We start from the raw sequence: 22134 nt of genomic DNA, 5'->3' as shown, positions 1-22134 counted from the left end.
TAAATGACCTCTAGACCACAATGGATTTGACTTAGCGCAAGCTAGCCAAAACCTTTTCAAGGCGCTTTAAGGACATTGGAGTTGGTGTTTTTAGCTCTTGTGCATATAAAGCCACCCTCAACTCCTCTAGTTGCCAGCGGAAATCCACTAAAGCCTGGTCTTCGGCCATGGCATAGGCAGCAGTACCATTGTTTCCCTGAATTAGTTTTTGCCATGGACGGGCAACTGATTCCCAATCTTTTTGGCACTGGGCATCGCGACTTGGGTTAGAACGTAATTTATCAATCCGCATCGCAATAGCTTTTAAGTAGCGCGGCACATGCACCAGCTGGGCATACGGTATCTCTGCAACAAACTTGGGAAATATCAAGCCCTGTATCTGCGCCTGAATATCTGCATAAGCACTCGGTGATGCAGCTTTTGTACTGGCAATCTTTTTCTGCAAATCCGCGTGGGCTTGTAATGCATTTAATGCATGACGAGAAATCTCTTGGGCGATGAGCGCCAATCTTGGTTTTCCTGCTTGTAAGCGCTCGGTAAATTGCTCAGCATTCACCGGCAAGGGCTCCGTCATATATGCGCGGTCTAACGCTAGATTAAGAATCTGATCAATCAATCCCTCGACTGAGCCCACATTAATAAAAAGCAGACCTAACTCACGTATCCCAGGCAACTGTTTTTGCAAAGCCTTGAGCGTATCTTTATTACTTAGAGCAAATAAGCGTCGCAATCCTAAGCTATGCTGCTTGCGCGCCTCTTCTAAATCATCAAATACTTCAAGATCGCAATAGTCGACGCGATCAACTAAGGCGGGATAACCGAAAAGGGTTTTATTACCTTTTTGTATTTCTAATGTTTCAGGTAATTCACCAAATTCCCAGGTACGGTAACCACCCTGCTCTACTTTTCGAGTGGCATCAAGGGCGCTAGTGCTGCCATTTGAATTGAGTTTAGTTTTTTCACCTACTGGTGGCTCTACACCTAACTCAACTTGGGCCGTTTCCTGCGCAATTGCTTGGAAAGCATTTCGGGCAGTTTGCCCATACTCGGAACGTAGACGAGCTAAGTTGCGCTCCACTTCTAACTGTCGCCCATGCTCATCAATCAAGCGGAAGTTCATCGAGGAATGGAGTGGCAATGCCTCTGGTCTAAAGTCAGTCCTTTTAATCTCGAGGCCACGCTCCTTGCGAATATCACTAATCAGACTATCCAAGAAATCACCAACACCAAATTGCTTCTCTTCTAATTTGCGCTCTAAAAAAGATTTAGCATAGTCAGGTAGCGGCACACAATGACGGCGAAGCTTCTGAGGTAAAGATTTGAGCAGGAGAAGCACCTTCTCCTCACACATGCCTGGCACAAGCCACTCGCAACGACGCCCATCTACTTGGTTTAACTGCGTCAACGGAACCACAAGGGTCACACCATCTTTAGGGCTTCCAGGTTCAAAGTGATAAGTCAGGCTGAGCTGTGCCCCGCCCACCAGCATCGTCTTAGGATAGCGATCCACAGTAATGCCTGCCGCCTCATGGCGCATCAAGTCAGCTTTTTCTAGGCGAAGCTGAGTATCCAACTCACTTCCTTGACTTTTATCTTCTCCGCTTTTTTTAACTAACCACGCTTTAAGGCTTTCTCGACTGCATACTCCTTTTGGAATTCGGGACTCATAGAAAGCAAATAGCAACTCATCATCCACCAAAACATCTGGTCGACGTGAGCGATGCTCTAAGGCTTCAATCTCTTTAATGAGACGACGGTTATGCCAAAAGAATCCAAACAAATTTGGATATTTTTTCTTGGCATCAGTTTCAGTCTCGCGTTGCAACGCTGGCGTATCCATGCGTCCAAACATTTCTTCTTGGACCAAAGCCTGGCGGATAAATAGCTCTCGAGCTTCATTAGGGTTATGAGGTTCATAGCGAACACGACGGCCATGGTAAATCGGCAAGCCATATAAAGTACCTCGCTCAAATGCCATAACCTCTCCCTGACGGTTATCCCAAAAGGGATCGCTCAAGGATTTAATGAGTCGATGGGCGGCTACACGTTCCACCCATTGCGGCTCGATCTTTGCAATGGTTCTGGCATACATGCGATTGGTTTCCTGCAGTTCACCAGCCAGAATCCAGGCACCGGCTTTTTTGCCAATCGTAGACCCGGGCCAGATGAATGGACGAATACCGCGAGCACCAACGTAACCACCGGTCTTGCTATTGCGATCCTGGGATTTTTCATCCTCTTCTTTTTTGGCTATATATCCCAGTAAGCCAGTCAACAAAGATAGGTGAACTTGTTCATAAGTTGCAGCCAAGCCATTTTCTTTCCAACCCTTCTCGCCCAGCATCGTATGGAGTTGACCATGGACATCGCGCCATTCACGCAAGCGACGTGGTGACAGAAATTTACTTTTACAGAGATTCTCTAGCTGACGATTGCTGTGCTTATGTTGCAAAGCATCTTGATACCAATTCCAGAGTTTTACGAAACTCAAAAACTCAGAGCGCTCATCGGCAAACTGCAAGTGCGCTTGATCCGCAGCCGCAGCCTGGTCCATGGGTCGATCACGCGGGTCTTGTGTAGCTAATGCCGAAGCAATAATGGTCACTTCTTTTAAAGCATTCTGCTCTTTAGCAGCCAATAACATTCGTCCAATACGGGGATCCAATGGCAAGTCTGCTAATTGCTTGCCAATGGCAGTAAGCTTGAAGCTGTTGTTGATATCTTTGCCTGCATCCTTAATATCAGCCGTCTCGGATTCATCGAACTCTATTGCACCTAATTCATCCAAGAGCTGAACGCCATCTGCAATAGCCCTGCCTAGTGGCTTATCGATAAATGGAAAGTGCTGAATCTTGGGCAAGCGTAAGGAGCTCATCCGCAACAACACTGCCGCTAATGAACTTCGCAATATTTCTGGGTCAGTAAATTTAGAGCGGCCTTGATAATCCTGCTCGCTATATAAACGTACGCAGATGCCATCTGATACACGACCGCAACGCCCCGCCCTTTGATTGGCAGCTGCTTGAGAGATCGGCTCTATTTGGAGCTGCTCAACCTTGTTGCGATAGGAGTAGCGCTTTACTCTCGCTAGGCCGCTATCAATCACATAACGAATATTGGGAACGGTTAATGAAGTCTCCGCAACGTTGGTAGTTAGAATGATGCGACGCCCATTACCCGCACTAAACACTCTTTCTTGTTCGGCAACGGACTGACGTGCAAATAAACTCAGAATTTCTGGATGAAAGCGCTGCTGCAGGACATGATCTTTACGCAAAGCTTCAGCGCAATCACGGATCTCCCGCTCGCCCGGCAAAAATACCAATACGTCCCCAGCGCCAGCGGCGCCTTCACGCCACAAACTTGCAATCTCTTCGGTAACGGCATCCGGAATTTCTTTGGCAGTCTTTGATTCTTTCTTGCCATCAGGCTTTGCATCTGGCTCTAGTGGCGCATAGCGCTGCTCTACCGGAAACAGTCGACCACTCACCTCAATCACTGGCGCTACTTGGCCATTGATTGCAAAGTGTTCTGCAAATCGTTGTGCATCAATGGTTGCTGAAGTGATGATGAGCTTAAGATCTGGGCGTTTAGGAAGCAGTTGGCGCAAATATCCCAATAAGAAATCAATATTGAGACTGCGCTCATGCGCCTCATCGATGATGAGCGTGTCGTAAGCGCGTAGCTGTGGGTCACGCTGAGTCTCGGCTAGCAAGATGCCATCTGTCATCAGTTTGATAGAGGCTGTATTGCTGGTCTTATCGGCAAAGCGTACTTGGTAGCCGACATCTTGGCCAATGGGTGAGCCTAACTCCTGAGCAATACGCTTGGCTGTGGCGGTAGCTGCAATCCTGCGGGGTTGAGTGTGGCCAATGAGCTTGCCGCCATTAATCGTGCCCCGACCTAGGTCCAGGCAGATCTTCGGTAACTGTGTAGTCTTACCTGAGCCCGTCTCACCGCAGACAATCACGACCTGGTGGGTCTGCAGGGCGTCCTTGATTAGTTGACGCTGACCGGAGACCGGCAATTCCTCCGGAAAGCGAATATCTAGCTTCCGCAAGGTGTTGGAAGCAGGCACAGGCTTTGGGATTGCTTTGGGTTTTTGTTGGTTTATAGGCTCTTGCACCCTATAATTTTCTCACTATGCCGACAAATGCACCAAACCAGGCCTCATTGGCCGAAGAAACGACCTCCAACTTCCCTTTTGTAGGGTGGCTGCGTGATGTTGCGCCCTATATTCATAGCTTCCGCGAAAAGACCTTTGTTATTGCTTTTGCAGGTGAACTCGTACAAGAAATCGGTCTTGAGAACCTGATTGAAGATATCGCCATGTTGCATGCCATGGGTATGCGCATTGTGTTGGTTCATGGCATTCGTCCACAAATTGAAGAGCAGCTCATGCTCCGTAAGATCAAGAGCAAGTTCGGCAAGAGTGCCATGCATAGCTACCGGATTACCGATGCTGCCGCGCTAGAGTGCGTCAAAGAAGCTGCCGGTGAATTACGCTTGGATATCGAAGCAGCCTTTAGTCGTGGTTTACCAAATACTCCAATGGCCGGCTCACGCATTTCAGTGATCTCTGGCAACTTCATCACTGCAATGCCAGTAGGTGTTGTCGAGGGTACTGACTACATTCATACAGGACTAGTTCGCAAAGTGGACTCTGGTTCAATTAGACAATCTCTGGATAGCAACAAAATTGTTTTGCTTTCACCTTTAGGTTTTTCGCCAACCGGTCAAGCATTTAACTTGGCGTATGAAGATGTTGCTGCATCGACTGCTGCTGCACTCAAAGCAGACAAACTCATCTTCTTAAGTCCGTATGCTGGCTTAAAAGATGCTGAGGGTGATTTCATTACCGAACTCTCAATGCCGCAGCTACAAGAATATATCTCCCAGAATAAAGATATTGATCTTGGTATGAAGGGCCTATTGAATACTGCTGGTAGAGCAATTCGTGCTGGTGTTAGCCGCGTTCATTTCCTGCCTTGCAATCAAGATGGCGCCCTACTGGAAGAACTCTTTACCCATGATGGTATTGGCATGATGTTGGCATCGTCTGATATTGAGAACTTACGCGAAGCCAATCAAGATGACGTTGGCGGCATCCTGCAATTGACTATGCCCTTAGAAGAAGAAGGTATTCTGGCTGCTCGTGGCCAAGATGTCATTGAGCGCGATATTCAGCGCTTCTCCGTCATTGAACATGACCGCGTACTCTTTGGTTGTGCAGCACTCTTCCCTTTCCCAAATGGCGTTGGCGAACTGGCCTGTCTCGCTGTTGATCCTGATGTTCAGGGATCAGGTGACGGTGAGCGCCTGCTAAAGCGTGTTGAGATGCGTGCTAAGCAAGAAGGCATTAAAAAATTATTTGTTCTCACAACAAGAACTGAGCATTGGTTCTTAAAGCGTGGCTTCAAGCGGGCATCGGTCGATGACTTGCCAGAAGAAAGAAAACAAATTTATAACTGGGACCGCAAGTCCATGGTTTTAACCAAAGATCTATAAGACATAAGAAATACTAGAAAGGCATTACAGATGGCACGTATGGTTCAATGTATCAAACTCAATAAAGAAGCTGAAGGCATGGATTTCGCCCCGCTTCCTGGAGAGCTGGGTAAAAAGATTTGGAATCAAGTTTCTAAAGAAGCTTGGGCCGCTTGGTTAAAGCAGCAAACCATGTTGATTAATGAAAACCGCCTCAATATGGCAGATCCGCGTGCACGCCAATACCTCTTAAAACAGGTAGAAAAGTACTTTTTTGAAGGTGGTGCAGATACAGCGCAAGGTTACGTACCGCCGCCAGCAGAATAAATATTCCTCAATCTTGATTTGGGGTGTTGACACCGCCAAAGATAAGCGTAGGATGAAGTCGTGGTGAGGCAGTTATAGTGCCCCGCTACATTGGCGAAAGCCAATCTTAATAAGTACATCTATGTGCTTATAGGCTAAGGAACTAAATACCTTCCGAGTGCCTGCGCCATGCAAACCATGGCAAAACAACCCGATGGGGATACCCCGTCGGGTTTTTTATTTCTTACAGAGCGAGACGCTCTACCCCAGCAGCGTTACTCACCAACAAAATATTGGCTTTTTCCTTGGCAAATAAGCCTACGGTGATTACTCCGGCAATTTGGTTGATTTGCGCTTCCAGTTGAATTGGGTCGGCGATCTTCAAACCTGCAACATCCAAGATCCAGCCACCGTTATCGGTTACAAAAGGCTCACTTGGTGTTTGATTAAGATCGGCACGAGTATTTTTTGCTAAGCGCAGGGTCACCTTGCCGCCAAGCTTTTCTAGCTCACGACTAACGACACCTTGAGCAAGAGGAATGATTTCTACTGGTAGTGCAAAGTTGCCTAGCACTGGTACTTGCTTTGATGAATCGCAAATACAAATGAATTGCTTTGCCATAGAGGCAATGATTTTTTCTCTCGTGAGCGCTCCGCCACCACCTTTAATCATGTGACCAGCTGGATCAATTTCATCTGCGCCATCTACGTAAGCAGGAAGACTTTGTACGTCATTTGGATTAAGAACCTTAAAGCCATGCTTTAACAAGCGATCAGTTGTTGCGTTAGAGCTAGATACCGTGCCAGCAAAATGATCCTTATGCGGAGCCAGCGCATCAATAAAACAATTGGCAGTGGAACCAGTGCCCACACCCAAAACTTGTCCGGCTGGCAACCTGAGGACTTCGTCTCTAGCTGCCTCGCCTACCATTTGCTTTAGTTGATCTTGATTCATATAGCTATCAAACGCCTTTACTGGAACTGAGTAATTAATCCATCTATCATATGATATTCACAAGATAACCACTTTAGAGCATTGAGTAAGCCCATGAATAGCACCGCCTCAGCATTAAGCCAGTTAGACCAGCTAAAGAAACTGACTACGGTTGTAGCCGATACAGGCGATTTTGAGCGCATGCAGGCCTTCCAACCTCAGGATGCGACTACCAACCCCTCGCTGATTCTGAAAGCTGCCCAGCAAAGCAATTATCAGGATTTAGTGCGGGCTGTAAAAGCGGCTCATCCAGGCATGAGTCCGACCGACCTTGTGGATTACATCCTGGTGGCCTTTGGTCTGGAGATTTTGAAGATTGTTCCAGGACGCGTATCTACCGAAGTGGACGCTAGGCTGTCATTTGATACCAAAGGTACCGTAGCAAAAGCAAAGCATTTAATTGCCCTATATGAATCTCACGGGATTGATCGCAAGCGTATTTTGATTAAGCTAGCTGGCACATGGGAAGGCATCGCTGCCGCAAAAGAATTAGAAGCCCAAGGCATTCATTGCAATATGACCCTGCTCTTCTCTTTAGTTCAGGCAGCAGCCTGTGGCGCAGCTAATGCCAAATTGATTTCTCCATTCGTAGGTCGCATTACTGATTGGAATAAAGCTAAGCTTGGTGCCAACTGGAGTGATACCGCCAATGGCGGAGCAAATGATCCTGGCGTGATTTCAGTGAAGAGAATTTTTCATTACTACAAGCACTTTGGCATCCCAACCGAAATCATGGGTGCAAGCTTCAGAAACACTAGCCAAATATTGGAGTTGGCAGGCGTGGATTTACTAACCATTAGCCCCGAACTATTAGCCGAACTTCAGGGTAGTAATGCGCCTGTTGAGAAAAAACTTAATCCCGCCAATGCACAAGCCGCATTGCAGGCAGAGAGTATTACACCCCTTAAGCTCGATGAATCCAGTTTCCGCCTACAGCTCAATAATGACGCTATGGCAACTGAGAAGCTAGCCGAAGGTATTCGAAACTTCTGCGTGGATACAGAGAAGTTAGAGGTACTACTGGCCAAATGATTGACCAGGAGTAATTCATTAATACCATTTACTTCTTGCCAGTATTAATACCAAGTATTGAGTAAGCTGGGCAATTACCTATCATTCCCGTTAATAGCGGGATGACACCTATCCAGGCCCAAGGGCCAGTAATACCAAATCCAGCCAAACCCATTAGCGTAACGCCAACAGTCATTCGCAGAACGCGATCTGTGTGTCCCATATTGCATTTCATATGAAGCTCCTTGTTTTACTTGGCAGCCTTGTCAGATACTTTGGCTAGGCGCTGTCTTAATGCCTCATACAAGCATACGCCACTTGCAACCGATACATTCAAACTCGAGACCACGCCTTGCATAGGGATGCGTACAAGCTCATCACAGGTTTCTTTTGTGAGGCGACGCATGCCCTCACCTTCCGCACCCATCACTATTGCAATAGGTCCGGTAAGGTCGATGTCATAGATTGACTTAGTTGCTTCATCATCCGTGCCAATGAGCCAAACCCCAGCTTCTTGCATTTCTTTCATGCTGCGTACGAGGTTGGTAACTGTGATCACCGGCATGACTTCTGACGCACCGCTGGATACCTTACTTACAGTGGCATTAATGGATGCTGAACGATCTTTAGGGATCACAACAGCATCTACGCCAGCACCATCCGCTACGCGCAGACAGGCTCCAAAGTTATGAGGATCGGTCACACCATCCAACACCAAAAATAAAGGTTTCTTCTGCGCACTCTCCGCATCTTCAACTACTTCAGTAATGGTTCTTGCAACAGTCATTTTTTCAGCCAAAGCAACCACGCCTTGGTGACGGTCATGACCCGTTAACTTATGAAGACGTTCAGCATCAGCTGCATGCAAACGTTCGCCTAAAATCTCTTCAGCTTGTTTTAGGAAATCACCCATGCGTCTATCGCGACGACCAGAATCAAAGTACACCGACTTTAAGCTGCCTGGGTCTACTCGTAATCGCGCTTGCACTGCATGAAATCCAACTAATATTTGTTTCATTTTCTTTTCTAACTTAATTTCTATACAGGGCGTCTTTATTTACGGCGTGCTTTGGTGCTACGAACTGGAGGTTTACTACCAGCAGGCTTGCCAATAGTTCTTCCAGGCTTGCTGGTCTTGCCGCTCTTACGCGCTGCTTTGCTCTTAGACTGGTTAGCGCCTAATGTACCCGCAGATTTAGCGGCATTCACATTGATGCCACTGGGTTTTTGCGGAACTTTGTTGTCAGGCCGGCTTCTTTTCGAAGCCGCTTTTTTGTTTGGTCTTCCGGTATCAGTTGCTAACAAGAGCTGACGGCGGTTAGATGATCCGCCAGGCTCTGCCCCGACCGATTTAACCAAGCTAAATTCAATCTTGCGAGCATCTAAATCAACACGACTTACCAATACATGCATGCGATCACCTAAGCGATAACGAATACCGGTACGCTCTCCACGCAATTCTTGCCGTGCTTCGTCATACTGAAAGTAATCGCCACCAAGCTCAGTGACGTGCACCATACCTTCAACAAATAAATTCTCTAACTGAATGAATAAACCAAAGTTGGCTACGCCAGTTACCGTACCTGCGTACTCTTGACCCAAATGGTCGCGCATGTAATAACACTTAAGCCATGCTTCAACATCACGAGAAGCTTCATCCGCACGGCGCTCATTTGATGAACAGTGAACACCTAGCTGCCCCCAAATTGGTAGGGCTGCATTTGCACCTTTTGGTGTTTTAGCGCCCTTGACCCCTGCTTTTGCATCACTTTGGGATTTCTTGGCATTGACTGCATTCTCACGACCCTTACCTTTGCGTGGCAGAGTGAGGTTGAGAGGTACCTTCGGCGGCAAGACTGGAACATAAGGCTTTTTCTGAAGAATCGATTTAATTACCCGATGCGTTAGCAAATCAGGGTAGCGACGAATTGGGCTGGTGAAGTGAGAATATGCCGGATAAGCTAAGCCAAAATGGCCCTCGTTATCTGGCTGGTACATCGCCTGCTGCATAGAACGCAATACAACCGACTGCAGCATATTGGCATCGGGCCGCTCTTTAATCTCACGCATCAATTTAGCGTAATCGCGTGGCTTAGGTTTCTCGCCGCCGCCCAATGAGAGCCCGGAGGTTCTGAGAACTTGGCGCAAAGTAACCAACTTCTCTTCCGATGGCTCACCGTGAACACGATATAAGCTGAGGTGCTTATTTTTATCAATGAAATCTGCAGCACAAACGTTGGCAGTCAACATACATTCTTCAATTAAGCGGTGCGCATCATTACGAATGCGTGGCTCAATGCGCAGAATCTTGCCTAGCTCATTGCTAATGATTTGAGTCTCAGTCGTTTCGAACTCAATAGCGCCCCGCTTCTCGCGGGCAGACAATAAGATCTTATACAGTGAATAGAGATTCGTTAGTAATGGGCGAAATTGAGCAAAACGTGTTGCTTCAGGCCCTTTACTATTAGAGAGGATCTCCCAAACAGTGTCATATGTAAAGCGCTGAGCTGAGTGCATGACCGCTGGGTAGAACTGATATGCCAAAACAATGCCATTGTTATCCACAACCGAATCGCAAACCATACACAAACGATCTACGCCCGGATTAAGAGAGCACAGTCCATTTGAGATCTTTTCTGGCAGCATCGGAATAACGCGTCTTGGGAAGTAAACCGAGGTAGCGCGCAGCAAACCCTCATCATCCAATGGCTGACCTGGCTTAACGTAATGAGATACGTCAGCAATCGCCACAATCAAACGCCAGGCCTTAGTCTGGCCATACATGACCGGCTCACAGTAAACCGCATCATCAAAATCTCGTGCGTCAGCCCCATCAATGGTGACTAATGGCACATCACGCAGATCAACGCGACCTTCCAGATCAGATTGCTGCACCGTATCCGGCAATGCAGCAGCCTCTTTCATGGCGGCGGCAGAAAACTCATGGGGAACACCATACTTACGCACAGCGATTTCGATTTCCATACCCGGATCATCAATCTCACCCAAAACCTCTACTACGCGCCCAACTGCTTGGCGATAGCTATCTGGGTAATCAATAATCTCGACACTAACCACTTGGCCTAATTTGGCATTGCCCTGACCTTTGGGTGGAATCAATATGTCATGACCAATACGCTTATCTTCCGGCGCAACAATCAAAACCCCGTTCTCATTTAAAAGTCTACCGATAACTACTTTATTGGCATGCAGAACAACTTCTACAATTTGACCTTCTGGACGACCGCGGCGGTCTGTACCTAAAACTCTGACATTCACTCTATCCCCGTGCATGACGCGTGACATTTCTCTTTCTGAAAGAAAGATGTCTTCGCCACCATCATCGGGAATAACAAATCCAAATCCATCTCGATGCCCTTGAACTGTTCCTAAACGATCAGCCTCGCGTGGCACCAAGTCTTTTGCTTTACGCATTTAATTCCTTCGGCAATACATGCCCTGTATATATCTAGTGATATCTATTTTTGTTATGAATAAGGCTACTGTATCAAACCACCAAGTCTGATGGGAAAAAGCCGGATGGGGCCAGAAATGACCCAGAAATGCTCATCCCTCTATAATAAAGGTATGCCCAGGTGGCGAAATTGGTAGACGCACCAGCTTCAGGTGCTGGCGATCGTAAGGTTGTGGGGGTTCGAGTCCCTTCCTGGGCACCAAACAGCTTAAAGTCATCCATTAGAGCCTTAATATAGGGCTCTATTGCTCAATCAATGAGCCCCACCACTAACTCTCATTACCAATCTTCCATTGAATCCTGCCCTACTTAAAACCGCGAGCAAGAAAAATAAAGGAATTAGTCTTTTATCAGCTACCGCCCTGGGTATCGGTGGAATGATGGGTGCCGGACTTTTTTCCCTATTGGGCACTGCAAGCGCTCATGCTGGATCCCATATTCCCCTGGCATTTTTGCTGGGCGCAATTGCCGCCTCATTTTCTGTCTACTCTTATGCCAAATTGGGCGCTACTTTTCCGAGTAGCGGAGGGGCTGCCACATTCACTGTGATGAGTTTTGGTCCAGGCGTTATTTCTGGCGGCCTCAATATATTTCAATTCATAGCCTATCTTATTGCTGCTGCTCTTTACGCTGCCGGCTTCTCTGAATACGCCAATACCTTGCTTGGTGGTAATTTATCTCCTGTGGAGATACAGCTTGTTGGCGCTGGCATAGTGATTTTTTGTGCCGGGATTAAATTACTTGGTACAAATTTTGTTGGGAAAGCAGAGGCATTAGCTATTGGCTTTGTAACGATTGCCCTTCTACTCTTTTCAGTAGATGGTATTCATGTTGCTGATATTGGCGCATTTAAGATGTCGAGCTGGTCTATCAATGGCATTGCTATTGCGACTGGTATTTTGTACATAAACTACCAAGGCTTTGGTGTAGTGACCAATTCCTCTAATGCCATGCAAGAGCCTAGAAAAGAGCTGCCACTGGCTATGTTTTCAGCCCTCATTCTAGTAACCATTGCTTATTTCTTGGTGAGTACTGCAGCCATATTGCTGCTCTCCCCCGCTCAAATGGCAGCCTATAACGGACATGTTTTGGCGGATGCCGCCAAAATCGTGGCCGGCAAGACAGGCTTTGTTGTCATAGGCGCATCAGCGCTCTTGGCTTGCGCTGCCGCACTGAATGCCACTATCTTTGCTGCATCTAACATTGCTGCAGACATGGCCAACAAGAGCTCAATCTCAAAAGTACTTGGGGAGTCCGTCTTAACAACAGACTCACGCTCTTTAACCATATCCACTATCTTGGTCATTGCCTTGGTATTGGTATTCCCACTAGAAGTGGTTGGAAAAATGGCAAGTCTTGCTTTTTTATTAGTCTATGCGGCGATTACCTTTGGGCACATTCGAGTTCGCCAGCAAACTGGTGCAAAGCTATGGCCACTCTGGGCCGCAATCATCATTAATCTAGGTTTGTTTACTACTTTATTTATCAATGTTGTTGAAAGTGCTCCAGGTAGCGCAATTGCACTAGTGATTGCTTTATGTGGATGCTTTTCTGCTGAAGCCATTTCCCGCAAATATCTCAGAGGGCTATTAAAGCCCCATTGAGCGGTGTAGGATTTTTGCTTTCATTTCGATCCAAAGACTCTGAAAATCTTCGGTCTTTTCCTCGGAAAACTGGATCGGCTCAAAAAGATGGCCAAAAATGATTGAGCCCTTCTTTACCAGGGTCTTCTCAAACTCACCCAAGCCAATTGGCTTATCGTCCATATCCCTTGTTAACTCTGCCGAGCAGACAATGGCATCAGCATCATCTTTGTCAACCACAGCAAACTCAATGTACTGCTGATTTTTTTCAACAATCACTAAGGTTCCGCGAGCATAACTAACAGCATCATGCTCTTGCACAATGTAGGCAAGAAACTGATTCTTTTCTTCCTCTTTTTCAAAGGGAAGATCATCAATAAAGAAAAGGTATTGATCACCCTCGCTGTTTACCAAAGTAAATACCTTGGGTACTACTCCATGCCCCAAGGCCAAGTTACGGTAATAGGTAGAAATTTCTACAGCAAGATTTTCAGAAAATAAGTGCATAACAGTTAAATGAGACATTACTCTTTACGAGTTTTAATGGATTCAATAATTTTATAGAAGGCATCAGGTTGAACTGAGTTTTGCCCTTTAAATGGCTGATCTGTTATCACCAAGAGCGAGATTAAGGCCCCTAAAGTTACCGGCAAAATCTTGAGGCCAAAGAAAAAAGAATCTGATGGCAGAAATAAAGTGTTAGTCCCCATGAGGGCGAACATACAAATCAGAATAACCACCCAAAACAAACCAGGCAAGCGAATACTTGAACGCTCAATACGGGCTTCTCTGCTCTCGGCCACCTCTTCTGATTTCTTAATGATGTCGGTATACATGGCCGTTTGCCGATTGGTGTGCGGCTCAATCGCCATCAGATTACGAGAAATACTGCGCCAAAGCATGTGTGTCTTAGGGCTGCCTTCGCCCTTTTGTAGCAAAGGCCATTCATCATGAACAATCGAATTCATATACGCAAATAGCTCAGCACGAATAGGCGCAATGGCTGGATCGCCAAAACGGGTCAGTAAACGATCTAAGTTATTAATACGCCCCGCTTCCTGTGAAACTAAAGTTTGGACCTCACGAAAATTGGTTTGCGCTTGATTGAGCAAAAAACCAATTAACAAACCACTTAAGGTAATGATCGATCCAAATAAACCCAAGCCCAATCGGGTGCTGTCTTGAGTTGGAGCAAAAATAGGGATGCATTGCAATAGGCGCGGCAATATATCCAACATGGTCACAAAAAAGAGGACCAGTATTAATAATATTTGGATATTACTTTTTGTATAAATCCAATTGAAAAACTTATCTTCACGAACTCGCTGTTTCATATTGCCTAGTTATTAATATATTTTTTTAAGAAAGTAAATGTACGATCCCAGGCCAACTGGGCAGCTTCCTCGCTGTACTTCAGAGGCGCTAGACCACGTGTATCCGATTTAGGATTGGCAAAGGCATGCTTAGTGTCATAGCGATGAAACTCATAGTTCACGCCTGCCTGCTTTAACTTCTCTTCAAGTTGATCGACTCCAGCGATTGGGAAAAACTCATCATGCATAGCCCAGTGCCCTAACATCGGCTTTGTAATCGCTTTTGCATCAACGTACTCTAAAGGAGGGTTTCCGTACCAAACTATCGAGCCATCCAGCTCCGGTACATTACAGGCGGCCAAGATGGTTAATGCGCCGCCCATACAAAAACCCGTTACTGCAACTTTCCCGCTACCAGTAGCTTTTAAGTATTGAACAGCACCGCGAATATCTTGCCCAGCAGCATCACCAAAATTAAGATCACCCATCAGATGCTCTGCCTCATTTGCTTCAATCGCTAATTTACCGCGATAGAGATCGGGCACCAATGCTCTATATCCAGCATTTGCAAGGCGATCAGCTACCGCCTTGACCTCATCATCAAGACCCCACCACTCCTGAATGACAACAACTCCAGGAGCATTGGATTTATCGACTGGCTCAGCAAGGTAGCCTTTTACAGTTTGTCCATCAGGTCTTTTAAATTCAATCATGAGGTCTCCTTATGCTTTTTTCGTATCAGAATGAATATATCCTACCAGCCAAAATGTAAGCAACCCACAAATTGCCGCGCCATAGCCCACCAAGTTGTAGTGCTGCATCATGCCATCCGGGCCAATAGTGACTATCCAGCCAGCCAGAACCGAGGCTATACCTGAAGACAGCATTTGCACTGAACCGACCAAACTCATAAAGGTGCCACGAATCTTGCTTTCAACTACCTGGCTAACCATGGCCATTGCAGGGATCATGCGGCCAGATACCAAGATGAAGAATGCAGTTGAATTAATCAGTACGATCCATAAAGGCGTAACCGGCAAGTTCGTTGTCACAAGAAGCGGTATCAAACTAATAATGGCCAGCACTCGAAATACAGCCACCTTCCCATACTTATCGGCCATGTGCCCAATAAAACGAGAGCTCATCAGAGTAGCGATGCCGCCACACAAGTAGATCAATGAAATATAAGAGTTACTAATGCCCACATTAGATGTTAAATACAGCGCAATATATGGAATCACTGAGAAGCCGGTAATCATAATGAGCGCCATAAATACGAAAGCTTTGATATTTTGAGGTGCAGTCAAAATCTTCATGATTTGACTTAGTCGACTACCCTCATGGATGTGATCTAAGTGCCCTGCAATCTTCGGAATGTTTCGATATCCCAGATAAAGAATGAGAGCGGAGATCAATGCAATAAAGAAAAACGGCGCACGCCAACCTAAACTTGGTATGTGGTTTGCAAGAAATAATCCCAGCGGAACTCCGGCTACGGTTGATACCGAAAATGCCGCCATCACTGTTCCCAATGCCTTCCCTCTGCGCTCGAACGGTATGGAGTCAGCCACGATAGTTTGGACCAAGGATCCTAGGATGCCCCCGAAAGCACCGGCAAATGCCCTAGCAATAAAAAGTGCTTCGTAGTTGGGCGCTAGACCACAAGCAAAAGTAGCAATAATAAAAAGGGCATACAGGCTTAATAAGAGCTGTCTACGCTCAAATCGATCTACATAGTAGGTAGCAAAGATACCCGCTGCTGCTGCTGCAAAAGTATAGGAAGAAAGCAATAAGCCAAATTGATGCGTATTGATATTAAGCTCCCGAATAAACTCAGGGCCCAATGGCATCATGATCATGAAGTCCAGGATATGGGTGAACTGAATGCCTGCCAATGAAAACAAAAAGAAGCGTTCTCGCTTCTTGGCTTCAGTGGTATGGACGGCGATATTCAAAGGTTGCTTTACATGGCTTAATCAATATGACATTATCAACCCTGATAAGGAAACTTGCCCACCCTTAAACCAAATGAAATTCGCCTAACTTATGTCCATTTCTACTGAAGTCATTACCCAAGCATCAATAGGCGGCATACCGCTTCTACTGCTAATCAGAGATACTTTTTATGGAGTTTTTGGTCTACTCCTTATCCTTCTCTTTCATGGCAGCTCGATTAACTACATCATGCTGCGATTTGAAAGATTGACCATTGGAAATCTAAAACTAAAGCAATATAACCGCGTGTTTTTTCATTTTTACGCGTCCTTTTTCTTTATTGCTTTGATTCACATTAGCGAAATTGTTATTTGGTCTCTTTATGTGATGACACTTGGCATCATGAATGATGGTGTTCAGACCCTACTTTTCGTGGGTAGTTGCTACACCACCGTTGGCTTTATTGAGGATATTTTGCCGGCCGGCTGGAAAAGTCTCGCCTTCTTCATTTCTTTCTCGGGATTATTTGCGGTAGCCTGGACTACTTCCACCATGATTGGGATGACTAATTCATATAAAGCAGCTTGGAATCTCAAGCACCATCAAACGGATCCTAGCGTCTCTTAATATAGTATCCATAGACACAACGCTTCCCACCTCGGGAAGGATCGTGCGTATCATGAATGACGCCATCAATAATGGCGGTGAGGTGCTTAGAAACCTTGGCTATCATCACGCCAGCAGGTAACTCATCAGGGCAAAGGTGAACCTGACAGCCGACCCCCACCCTCATCGTTGGAACCCAGTCAAACCCCTGAGCTAGGATGTAATCATGAAAGACGTTGCGATGATTACCGTTTCTAGGGGACGCTCCTTTGATGGCCAATCTTTTCGCAAGACGATCATTTTTGAGTTGTGCGTATCTCTCGTTAGCAAGTCTTAGATCTTCATAGACTTGGATGTAAGGCAGGTCTGCAGCAATAGCAATTGATCTCACGACGCAATCACTTGCTCCACCTTTAAACCCAGCAGCCTCCCGACCACCATCATTTAGTTGAAATAAGAACCTAGAGTGGGACTTAGAAAAGGGATTCAGAAATCCAAACATAGTTATGGGCTAATAAAAAATGGATTTGCTTTGTAGGCAAATCCATTCTTATCTGAGGTCTAAGTAGTATTAAGCGTTCGCTTTTTTGACTTCCAAACGCCATGCATGCAACAAAGGCTCAGTGTAGCCATTAGGCTGCTCAAGACCTTTGAAAATCAAATCACTAGCTGCCTTATAAGCATAAGAATCTTTGTAGTTTGGCATCATTGGCTTATACAAAGGATCGTCAGCGTTTTGGCCATCTACCACTTTAGCCATACGCTGCAAAGTTTCATTCACTTGGTCAGCAGTCACAATGCCGTTCAGTAACCAGTTAGCAATATGCTGGCTAGAAATACGCAAAGTAGCACGATCTTCCATCAAACCGACGTTATGAATATCCGGCACCTTAGAGCAACCTACGCCTTGATCAATCCAACGAACCACATAGCCCAAGATTCCTTGGCAGTTATTGTCTAATTCTTGCTGAATTTCTTCTTTAGACCAGTTTGCTTTTTCAACCACTGGAATAGTCAACAAATCGTTGATTAGGGCTTCTGCTTCTGCTTGAGTATCGAGCTTTTCCATTTCTTTTTGGAGCTCAGCTACGTTAACTTGATGGTAATGAAGTGCATGCAAGGTAGCAGCTGTTGGAGATGGAACCCAAGCAGTATTTGCTCCTGCTTTTGGATGAACAATCTTCTGCTCAACCATAGCTTTCATCATGTCTGGCATTGCCCACATACCCTTACCGATTTGAGCACGACCACGTAAGCCACAATCCAAGCCAGCAAATACGTTACGACGCTCATAAGCAGACAACCACTTGCTGGTTTTCATATCGCCTTTGCGCATCATTGGACCTGCGTACATCGCTGTGTGCATTTCATCACCAGTGCGATCTAAGAAACCGGTATTAATAAAGGCAACGCGCGCACCAGCTGCAGCAATCGCCGCCTTGATGTTTGCACTCATGCGACGCTCTTCGTCCATGATGCCTAACTTGACTGTGTCCGCTGGTAAGCCAAGCAGCTTTTCAACACGTCCAAAGAGTTCGCCTGCAAAAGCCACTTCTTCTGGGCTATGCATTTTTGGCTTCACGATATAAACAGAACCTTTGCGAGTATTACCAATTGCTTGGCTTGCTGGCCGATTAATGTCATATAAAGCGATCAATACAGTCACCACTGCATCTAAGATACCCTCGTAAATCTCTTTGCCTTCGCCAGTAATAATGGCTGGGTTAGTCATTAAGTGCCCAACGTTACGGAGGAATAAGAGTGAACGGCCATGCAATGTAACGATGCCATCTTTGGCATCAACAGCACCAATGCCAGCCTTGTATTTACGGTCAGGGTTGAGTGCACGAGTAATCGTCTTATCACCCTTCTTCACTTCCTCAACCAAAGTTCCTTTGAGGATGCCTAACCAGTTTTCATAGGCAACCACTTTGTCATCGCCATCTACTGCAGCAATAGAGTCTTCCAAATCCAAAATAGTGGATAGCGCTGCTTCCAGTACAACATCGTTGATGCCTGCAGGGTCACTTGCGCCAATCGTTTTGCTCTTATTGATTTCGATATCAATATGAATGCCGTTATTACGCAAGAGGATTGAACTTGGTGCTGAAGCCTCGCCTTGATAACCAACAAATTGCTTCTCGTCAACTAAACCAGTTGTTGTGCCATCCTTTAATTTGACAGCCAACTTATTGCCATCAACTGTGTAGGCAACAGAGTCGCGGTGCGAGCCTTTGACCAATGGTGCAGCTTGATCCAAGAAGTTACGTGCATAAGCAACTACCTTAGCGCCACGAATTGGATTGTAAGCACCAGTCTTGGTGGCGCCGTCTTCTTCAGAGAGAACGTCCGTGCCATAAAGAGCGTCATACAGGGAGCCCCAACGTGCATTAGCAGCATTTAACGCATAACGCGCATTGAGAACTGGAACTACCAGCTGAGGACCAGCCTGAAGAGCCAACTCATCATCCACGTTCTTAGTAGTTGCAGTAATTTTTCCTGGTACATCAACTAAGTAATCAATCTCCTTCAGGAACTTGCGGTATGCAGGCATATCGGTGATTGGGCCTGGATTGGCTTGGTGCCATTTATCTAAATCTGCCTGAATGCGATCACGCTTGGCAAGTAAAGCCTCATTTTTTGGCGTGAGATCTTTAACGATCTCATCAAAGCCCTTCCAAAAATCAGCACTCTTAATACCAGTACCAGGAAGTACTTTGTCTTCAATAAATCGGTATAAAGGGGTTGCCACTTGAAGGCTATTACAGGTAGTACGCGCAGTCATGTTGTTATCTTCTTAAACAAAAGTTAATAAATTAAGGTGAATAAATTATTTTCCATCAATCCTGAAAAGGATGTTGGAGGAGAATGGTTTCATCACGCTCTGGTCCAGTAGAAACCATAGCGATCGGCTTGCCAGCAACTTCCTCAATACGTCGCAGGAAGTTTTGTGCCTCAACCGGTAGCTTGCTCCACTCACGAATTCCAAAGGTTGTGCCCTTCCAACCCGGGAAGTCTTCATAAATTGGCTCACAGCGAGCGACAGCTTCGGCGCCACGTGGCAATACATCCAATTTTTTGCCGTCTAAGGTGTAGCCCACACATAAACGAATAGTTTCTAAGCCATCTAGAACATCTAGTTTAGTGATGCAAAGTCCAGATAAGCCGTTGATCTGAATGGAACGCTTCAATGCAGCAGCGTCTAACCAACCAGTACGGCGTGGACGGCCAGTGACAGAACCAAATTCTTTACCTACCTCAGCCAAACGAATACCGATTGGATCTTGCTTCGCAGGATTGTCATGGTCATAGAGTTCGCTTGGGAATGGGCCCGCACCAACGCGTGTGCAATAGGCTTTGGTAATGCCCAAGATATATTGCAATGAATCTGGTCCAACACCTGAACCCGCAGCAGCATTACCTGCTACACAGTTACTTGAAGTGACATAAGGATAAGTACCGTGATCGATGTCGAGCAAAGTACCCTGTGCACCCTCAAACAACAGATTTTGGCCAGCTTGTTCAGCAGCATACAAAGCGCTGGAGACATCTACCACCATAGGCTTGATGCGTTCAGCGTAAGACATCGCTTCTGCTAATATCTTTTCATAATTGACCGGCTCTGCGCCGTAGTAATTCGTCAGCATGAAATTGTGATATTCCAAGTTTTCACGTAACTGCTCGGCAAATTTTTCTGGGTAGAACAGATCTTGCACGCGCAGTGCACGACGCGCCACTTTATCTTCGTAAGCTGGACCAATACCGCGTCCAGTAGTGCCAATCTTGGCTTCGCCACGCTTCTTCTCGCGAGCATGGTCGATTGCCACGTGGTATGGAAGAATCAATGTAGTCGCTTCAGAAATCTTCAGGCGAGACTGAACGTCTAAGCCTGCAGCCTCTAGTTCACCAATCTCTTTAAAGAGCGCTTCCGGAGAAAGGACAACGCCATTGCCGATATAGCAAATAACAGTCTTATGCATGATGCCGGATGGAATCAAACGCAGAATGGTTTTCTTATCACCAACAATGAGTGTGTGACCAGCATTGTGTCCACCCTGAAAGCGAACAACTGCTTGAGCATGATCAGTTAACCAATCTACCACCTTACCTTTGCCTTCATCACCCCACTGGGTGCCAATGACAACTACGTTACGACCTTTAGCTTGCTGCTTTGAAGACATAATGAAAATCCAAAAAGATAATTACAAAATAAGTTAACTGTTCACTGCTTTAATTGATATGTCGCTTTACTTCTTTTTTACTTCCCAAGAGCTAGCTTGCTTGACAAGCTCTCGGTCACATTCGTATTCGGCAGCCTCTAGGCTGGTGCCCGCAGGCACTTGTATCACCACCTCACCTTTGCCTCTGAGATCGGCGACTGCCTTAGTTAATTCTGCATCCTCGATCCAAGGGGCAATAATGGCCATCTTGCGCGCACTAAATGGCGACAAACTTGCCAGCGTTAGCAGATCCAAAGAAAAACCAGTGGCAGGACGTGGTCGACCAAATGCCTGACCAACATGGTCATAGCGACCACCTCTTGCAATGGGTTGCGGCAATTGATCAACATAGGCGGCAAACATCACACCGCTGTGGTATTGATAACCACGCAAATCAGCCAAATCAATACTGAGCTCTAAGTTGCTCGACAGTTTTGCTGCAGCAGCAACCAAGCGCTCAAGATCTGCCAATGCCTGATCAATAGCAACATGCTTAGGCAAATCTTTTTTAGCTTTAGCCAATACATCAGCACAAGGGCCATTCAATTCTGTCAATGCTACAAGCGCTTTTGCCACATTTGCTGGCAAGCAAGTCGCCCATTGACTTAAACGTGGACGATCTTTGCTTTGCAATAAGCCATACAAAGCTTCTACCGTTGATTTATCTAAGTTCTGGCCATCCAAGATGCCAGCCAAAATACCGGCATGAGACAAATCAAGATAAACCTTCTTGACGCCAGCAATATCAAGTGTTTTTAGCAACAAGGTAATCGCTTCTAGATCAGCTTCCCAAGTGGCACAGCCATAAATCTCAGCACCCAGTTGTAATTCTTCGCGAGCAGAGCTACCTACAGGCGTACGTGCATGAGCAACAGAGCCTGCGTAACAAAGGCGAGTGACCCCAGCACGATTTAAAAGGTGCGCATCAATACGAGCAACTTGTGGCGTCATGTCAGCGCGCAAACCCAAGGTACGCCCTGACAATTGATCTACCAATTTAAAGGTCTGAAGATTGAGATCTGAGCCAGTACCAGTCAATAAAGAATCTAAGAACTCCAGGATTGGAGGGGCAACTAGCTCATAACCATAGGACTGATATAAATCCAAGACAGCACGACGCAAAGACTCGACCTTGCGAGCCTCAGCGGGCAATACATCTGCAATATCTTCAGGAAGTAACCAGCGATTCATGATATGAACTATT

The 22134-nt window shown here is 46.1% G+C and carries 18 protein-coding genes and 1 tRNA gene; 6 read left to right on the top strand and 13 right to left on the bottom strand.

The window, feature by feature from the left end; all coding sequences use genetic code 11:
- Positions 1-31: 31 nt before the first annotated feature.
- The gene (hrpA, locus tag PKF022_RS03845; protein ID WP_281777289.1) at positions 32-4060 is read right to left on the bottom strand and encodes an ATP-dependent RNA helicase HrpA; all 4029 of its coding nucleotides are present in this window, start codon (positions 4058-4060) and stop codon (positions 32-34) included.
- Positions 4061-4143: 83 nt separating this feature from the next.
- On the opposite strand from hrpA, the gene argA reads away from it, so the two are divergent.
- Entirely contained in the window at positions 4144-5508 is a 1365-nt protein-coding gene (gene argA, locus PKF022_RS03840; protein WP_281777288.1) for an amino-acid N-acetyltransferase, read from the top strand.
- Between the two features lie 30 nt (positions 5509-5538).
- Entirely contained in the window at positions 5539-5814 is a 276-nt protein-coding gene (locus PKF022_RS03835) for an oxidative damage protection protein (RefSeq protein ID WP_281777287.1), read from the top strand.
- A gap of 223 nt (positions 5815-6037) precedes the next feature.
- Here PKF022_RS03835 and rpiA read toward each other — a convergent pair whose 3' ends face one another.
- Entirely contained in the window at positions 6038-6748 is a 711-nt protein-coding gene (rpiA, locus tag PKF022_RS03830) for a ribose-5-phosphate isomerase RpiA (RefSeq protein WP_281777286.1), read from the bottom strand.
- Between the two features lie 93 nt (positions 6749-6841).
- On the opposite strand from rpiA, the gene tal reads away from it, so the two are divergent.
- Positions 6842-7819 (top strand): transaldolase, encoded by a 978-nt coding sequence (gene tal / locus PKF022_RS03825; protein WP_281777285.1) that lies wholly within the window; start codon positions 6842-6844, stop codon positions 7817-7819.
- A 28-nt stretch (positions 7820-7847) separates the two neighbouring features.
- Here tal and PKF022_RS03820 read toward each other — a convergent pair whose 3' ends face one another.
- The 3 genes from PKF022_RS03820 to rnr are packed head-to-tail and all read right to left on the bottom strand — an operon-like array spanning position 7848 to position 11233.
- Positions 7848-8033, bottom strand: a complete 186-nt coding sequence (locus PKF022_RS03820) for a DUF2892 domain-containing protein (RefSeq protein ID WP_068321183.1) — start codon at positions 8031-8033, stop codon at positions 7848-7850.
- A 15-nt stretch (positions 8034-8048) separates the two neighbouring features.
- Positions 8049-8816, bottom strand: coding sequence for a 23S rRNA (guanosine(2251)-2'-O)-methyltransferase RlmB (rlmB, locus tag PKF022_RS03815; protein WP_281777284.1), 768 nt, complete (start codon positions 8814-8816; stop codon positions 8049-8051).
- A gap of 35 nt (positions 8817-8851) precedes the next feature.
- A complete protein-coding gene (gene rnr, locus PKF022_RS03810; protein ID WP_281777283.1) occupies positions 8852-11233 on the bottom strand; it encodes a ribonuclease R in 2382 nt (793 codons plus the stop codon).
- Between the two features lie 155 nt (positions 11234-11388).
- Here rnr and PKF022_RS03805 point away from each other — a divergent pair.
- Positions 11389-11475 (top strand) — tRNA-Leu (locus PKF022_RS03805).
- A 91-nt stretch (positions 11476-11566) separates the two neighbouring features.
- Positions 11567-12877 (top strand): APC family permease, encoded by a 1311-nt coding sequence (locus tag PKF022_RS03800; protein WP_281777282.1) that lies wholly within the window; start codon positions 11567-11569, stop codon positions 12875-12877.
- Here the strand turns inward: PKF022_RS03800 and PKF022_RS03795 are convergent.
- Genes PKF022_RS03795 through PKF022_RS03780 form a run of 4 tightly spaced genes read right to left on the bottom strand, consistent with a single transcriptional unit; the run spans position 12863 to position 16124 of the window.
- Complete coding sequence (locus tag PKF022_RS03795; RefSeq protein ID WP_281777281.1) at positions 12863-13381, bottom strand: hypothetical protein; 519 nt, start codon at positions 13379-13381, stop codon at positions 12863-12865. The genes PKF022_RS03800 and PKF022_RS03795 overlap by 15 nt on opposite strands.
- Entirely contained in the window at positions 13381-14190 is an 810-nt protein-coding gene (locus PKF022_RS03790) for a DUF4239 domain-containing protein (RefSeq protein ID WP_281777280.1), read from the bottom strand. Before PKF022_RS03790 ends, PKF022_RS03795 begins: the two co-directional genes overlap by 1 nt.
- A 5-nt stretch (positions 14191-14195) precedes the next feature.
- Positions 14196-14882, bottom strand: a complete 687-nt coding sequence (locus PKF022_RS03785; RefSeq protein ID WP_281777279.1) for a dienelactone hydrolase family protein — start codon at positions 14880-14882, stop codon at positions 14196-14198.
- A 9-nt stretch (positions 14883-14891) separates the two neighbouring features.
- A complete protein-coding gene (locus PKF022_RS03780; RefSeq protein ID WP_281777278.1) occupies positions 14892-16124 on the bottom strand; it encodes an MFS transporter in 1233 nt (410 codons plus the stop codon).
- 91 nt (positions 16125-16215) lie between these two features.
- Here PKF022_RS03780 and PKF022_RS03775 point away from each other — a divergent pair, with 91 nt between their 5' ends.
- Positions 16216-16731, top strand: coding sequence for a hypothetical protein (locus tag PKF022_RS03775; protein ID WP_281777277.1), 516 nt, complete (start codon positions 16216-16218; stop codon positions 16729-16731).
- Here PKF022_RS03775 and PKF022_RS03770 read toward each other — a convergent pair.
- The 4 genes from PKF022_RS03770 to PKF022_RS03755 all read right to left on the bottom strand — a co-directional run bounded on the left by PKF022_RS03770 (position 16718) and on the right by PKF022_RS03755 (position 22121).
- On the bottom strand, positions 16718-17212 hold the full coding sequence (locus tag PKF022_RS03770) for a hypothetical protein (protein ID WP_281777276.1): 495 nt from the start codon (positions 17210-17212) through the stop codon (positions 16718-16720). The genes PKF022_RS03775 and PKF022_RS03770 overlap by 14 nt on opposite strands.
- A 69-nt stretch (positions 17213-17281) precedes the next feature.
- Complete coding sequence (locus PKF022_RS03765; RefSeq protein WP_281777275.1) at positions 17282-19495, bottom strand: malate synthase G; 2214 nt, start codon at positions 19493-19495, stop codon at positions 17282-17284.
- A 55-nt stretch (positions 19496-19550) separates the two neighbouring features.
- Positions 19551-20891 carry an adenylosuccinate synthase gene (locus PKF022_RS03760; RefSeq protein ID WP_281777274.1) on the bottom strand — a complete coding sequence of 447 codons (1341 nt, stop codon included), beginning with the start codon at positions 20889-20891 and terminating at the stop codon, positions 19551-19553.
- 66 nt (positions 20892-20957) lie between these two features.
- On the bottom strand, positions 20958-22121 hold the full coding sequence (locus PKF022_RS03755) for an ATP phosphoribosyltransferase regulatory subunit (RefSeq protein WP_281777273.1): 1164 nt from the start codon (positions 22119-22121) through the stop codon (positions 20958-20960).
- Positions 22122-22134: the final 13 nt, after the last annotated feature.

Origin of the sequence: Polynucleobacter sp. KF022 (assembly GCF_027924105.1) — a bacterium.
Taxonomy (GTDB): Bacteria; Pseudomonadota; Gammaproteobacteria; order Burkholderiales; family Burkholderiaceae; genus Polynucleobacter.
This window is presented reverse-complemented; position numbering and strand designations above follow the sequence as displayed.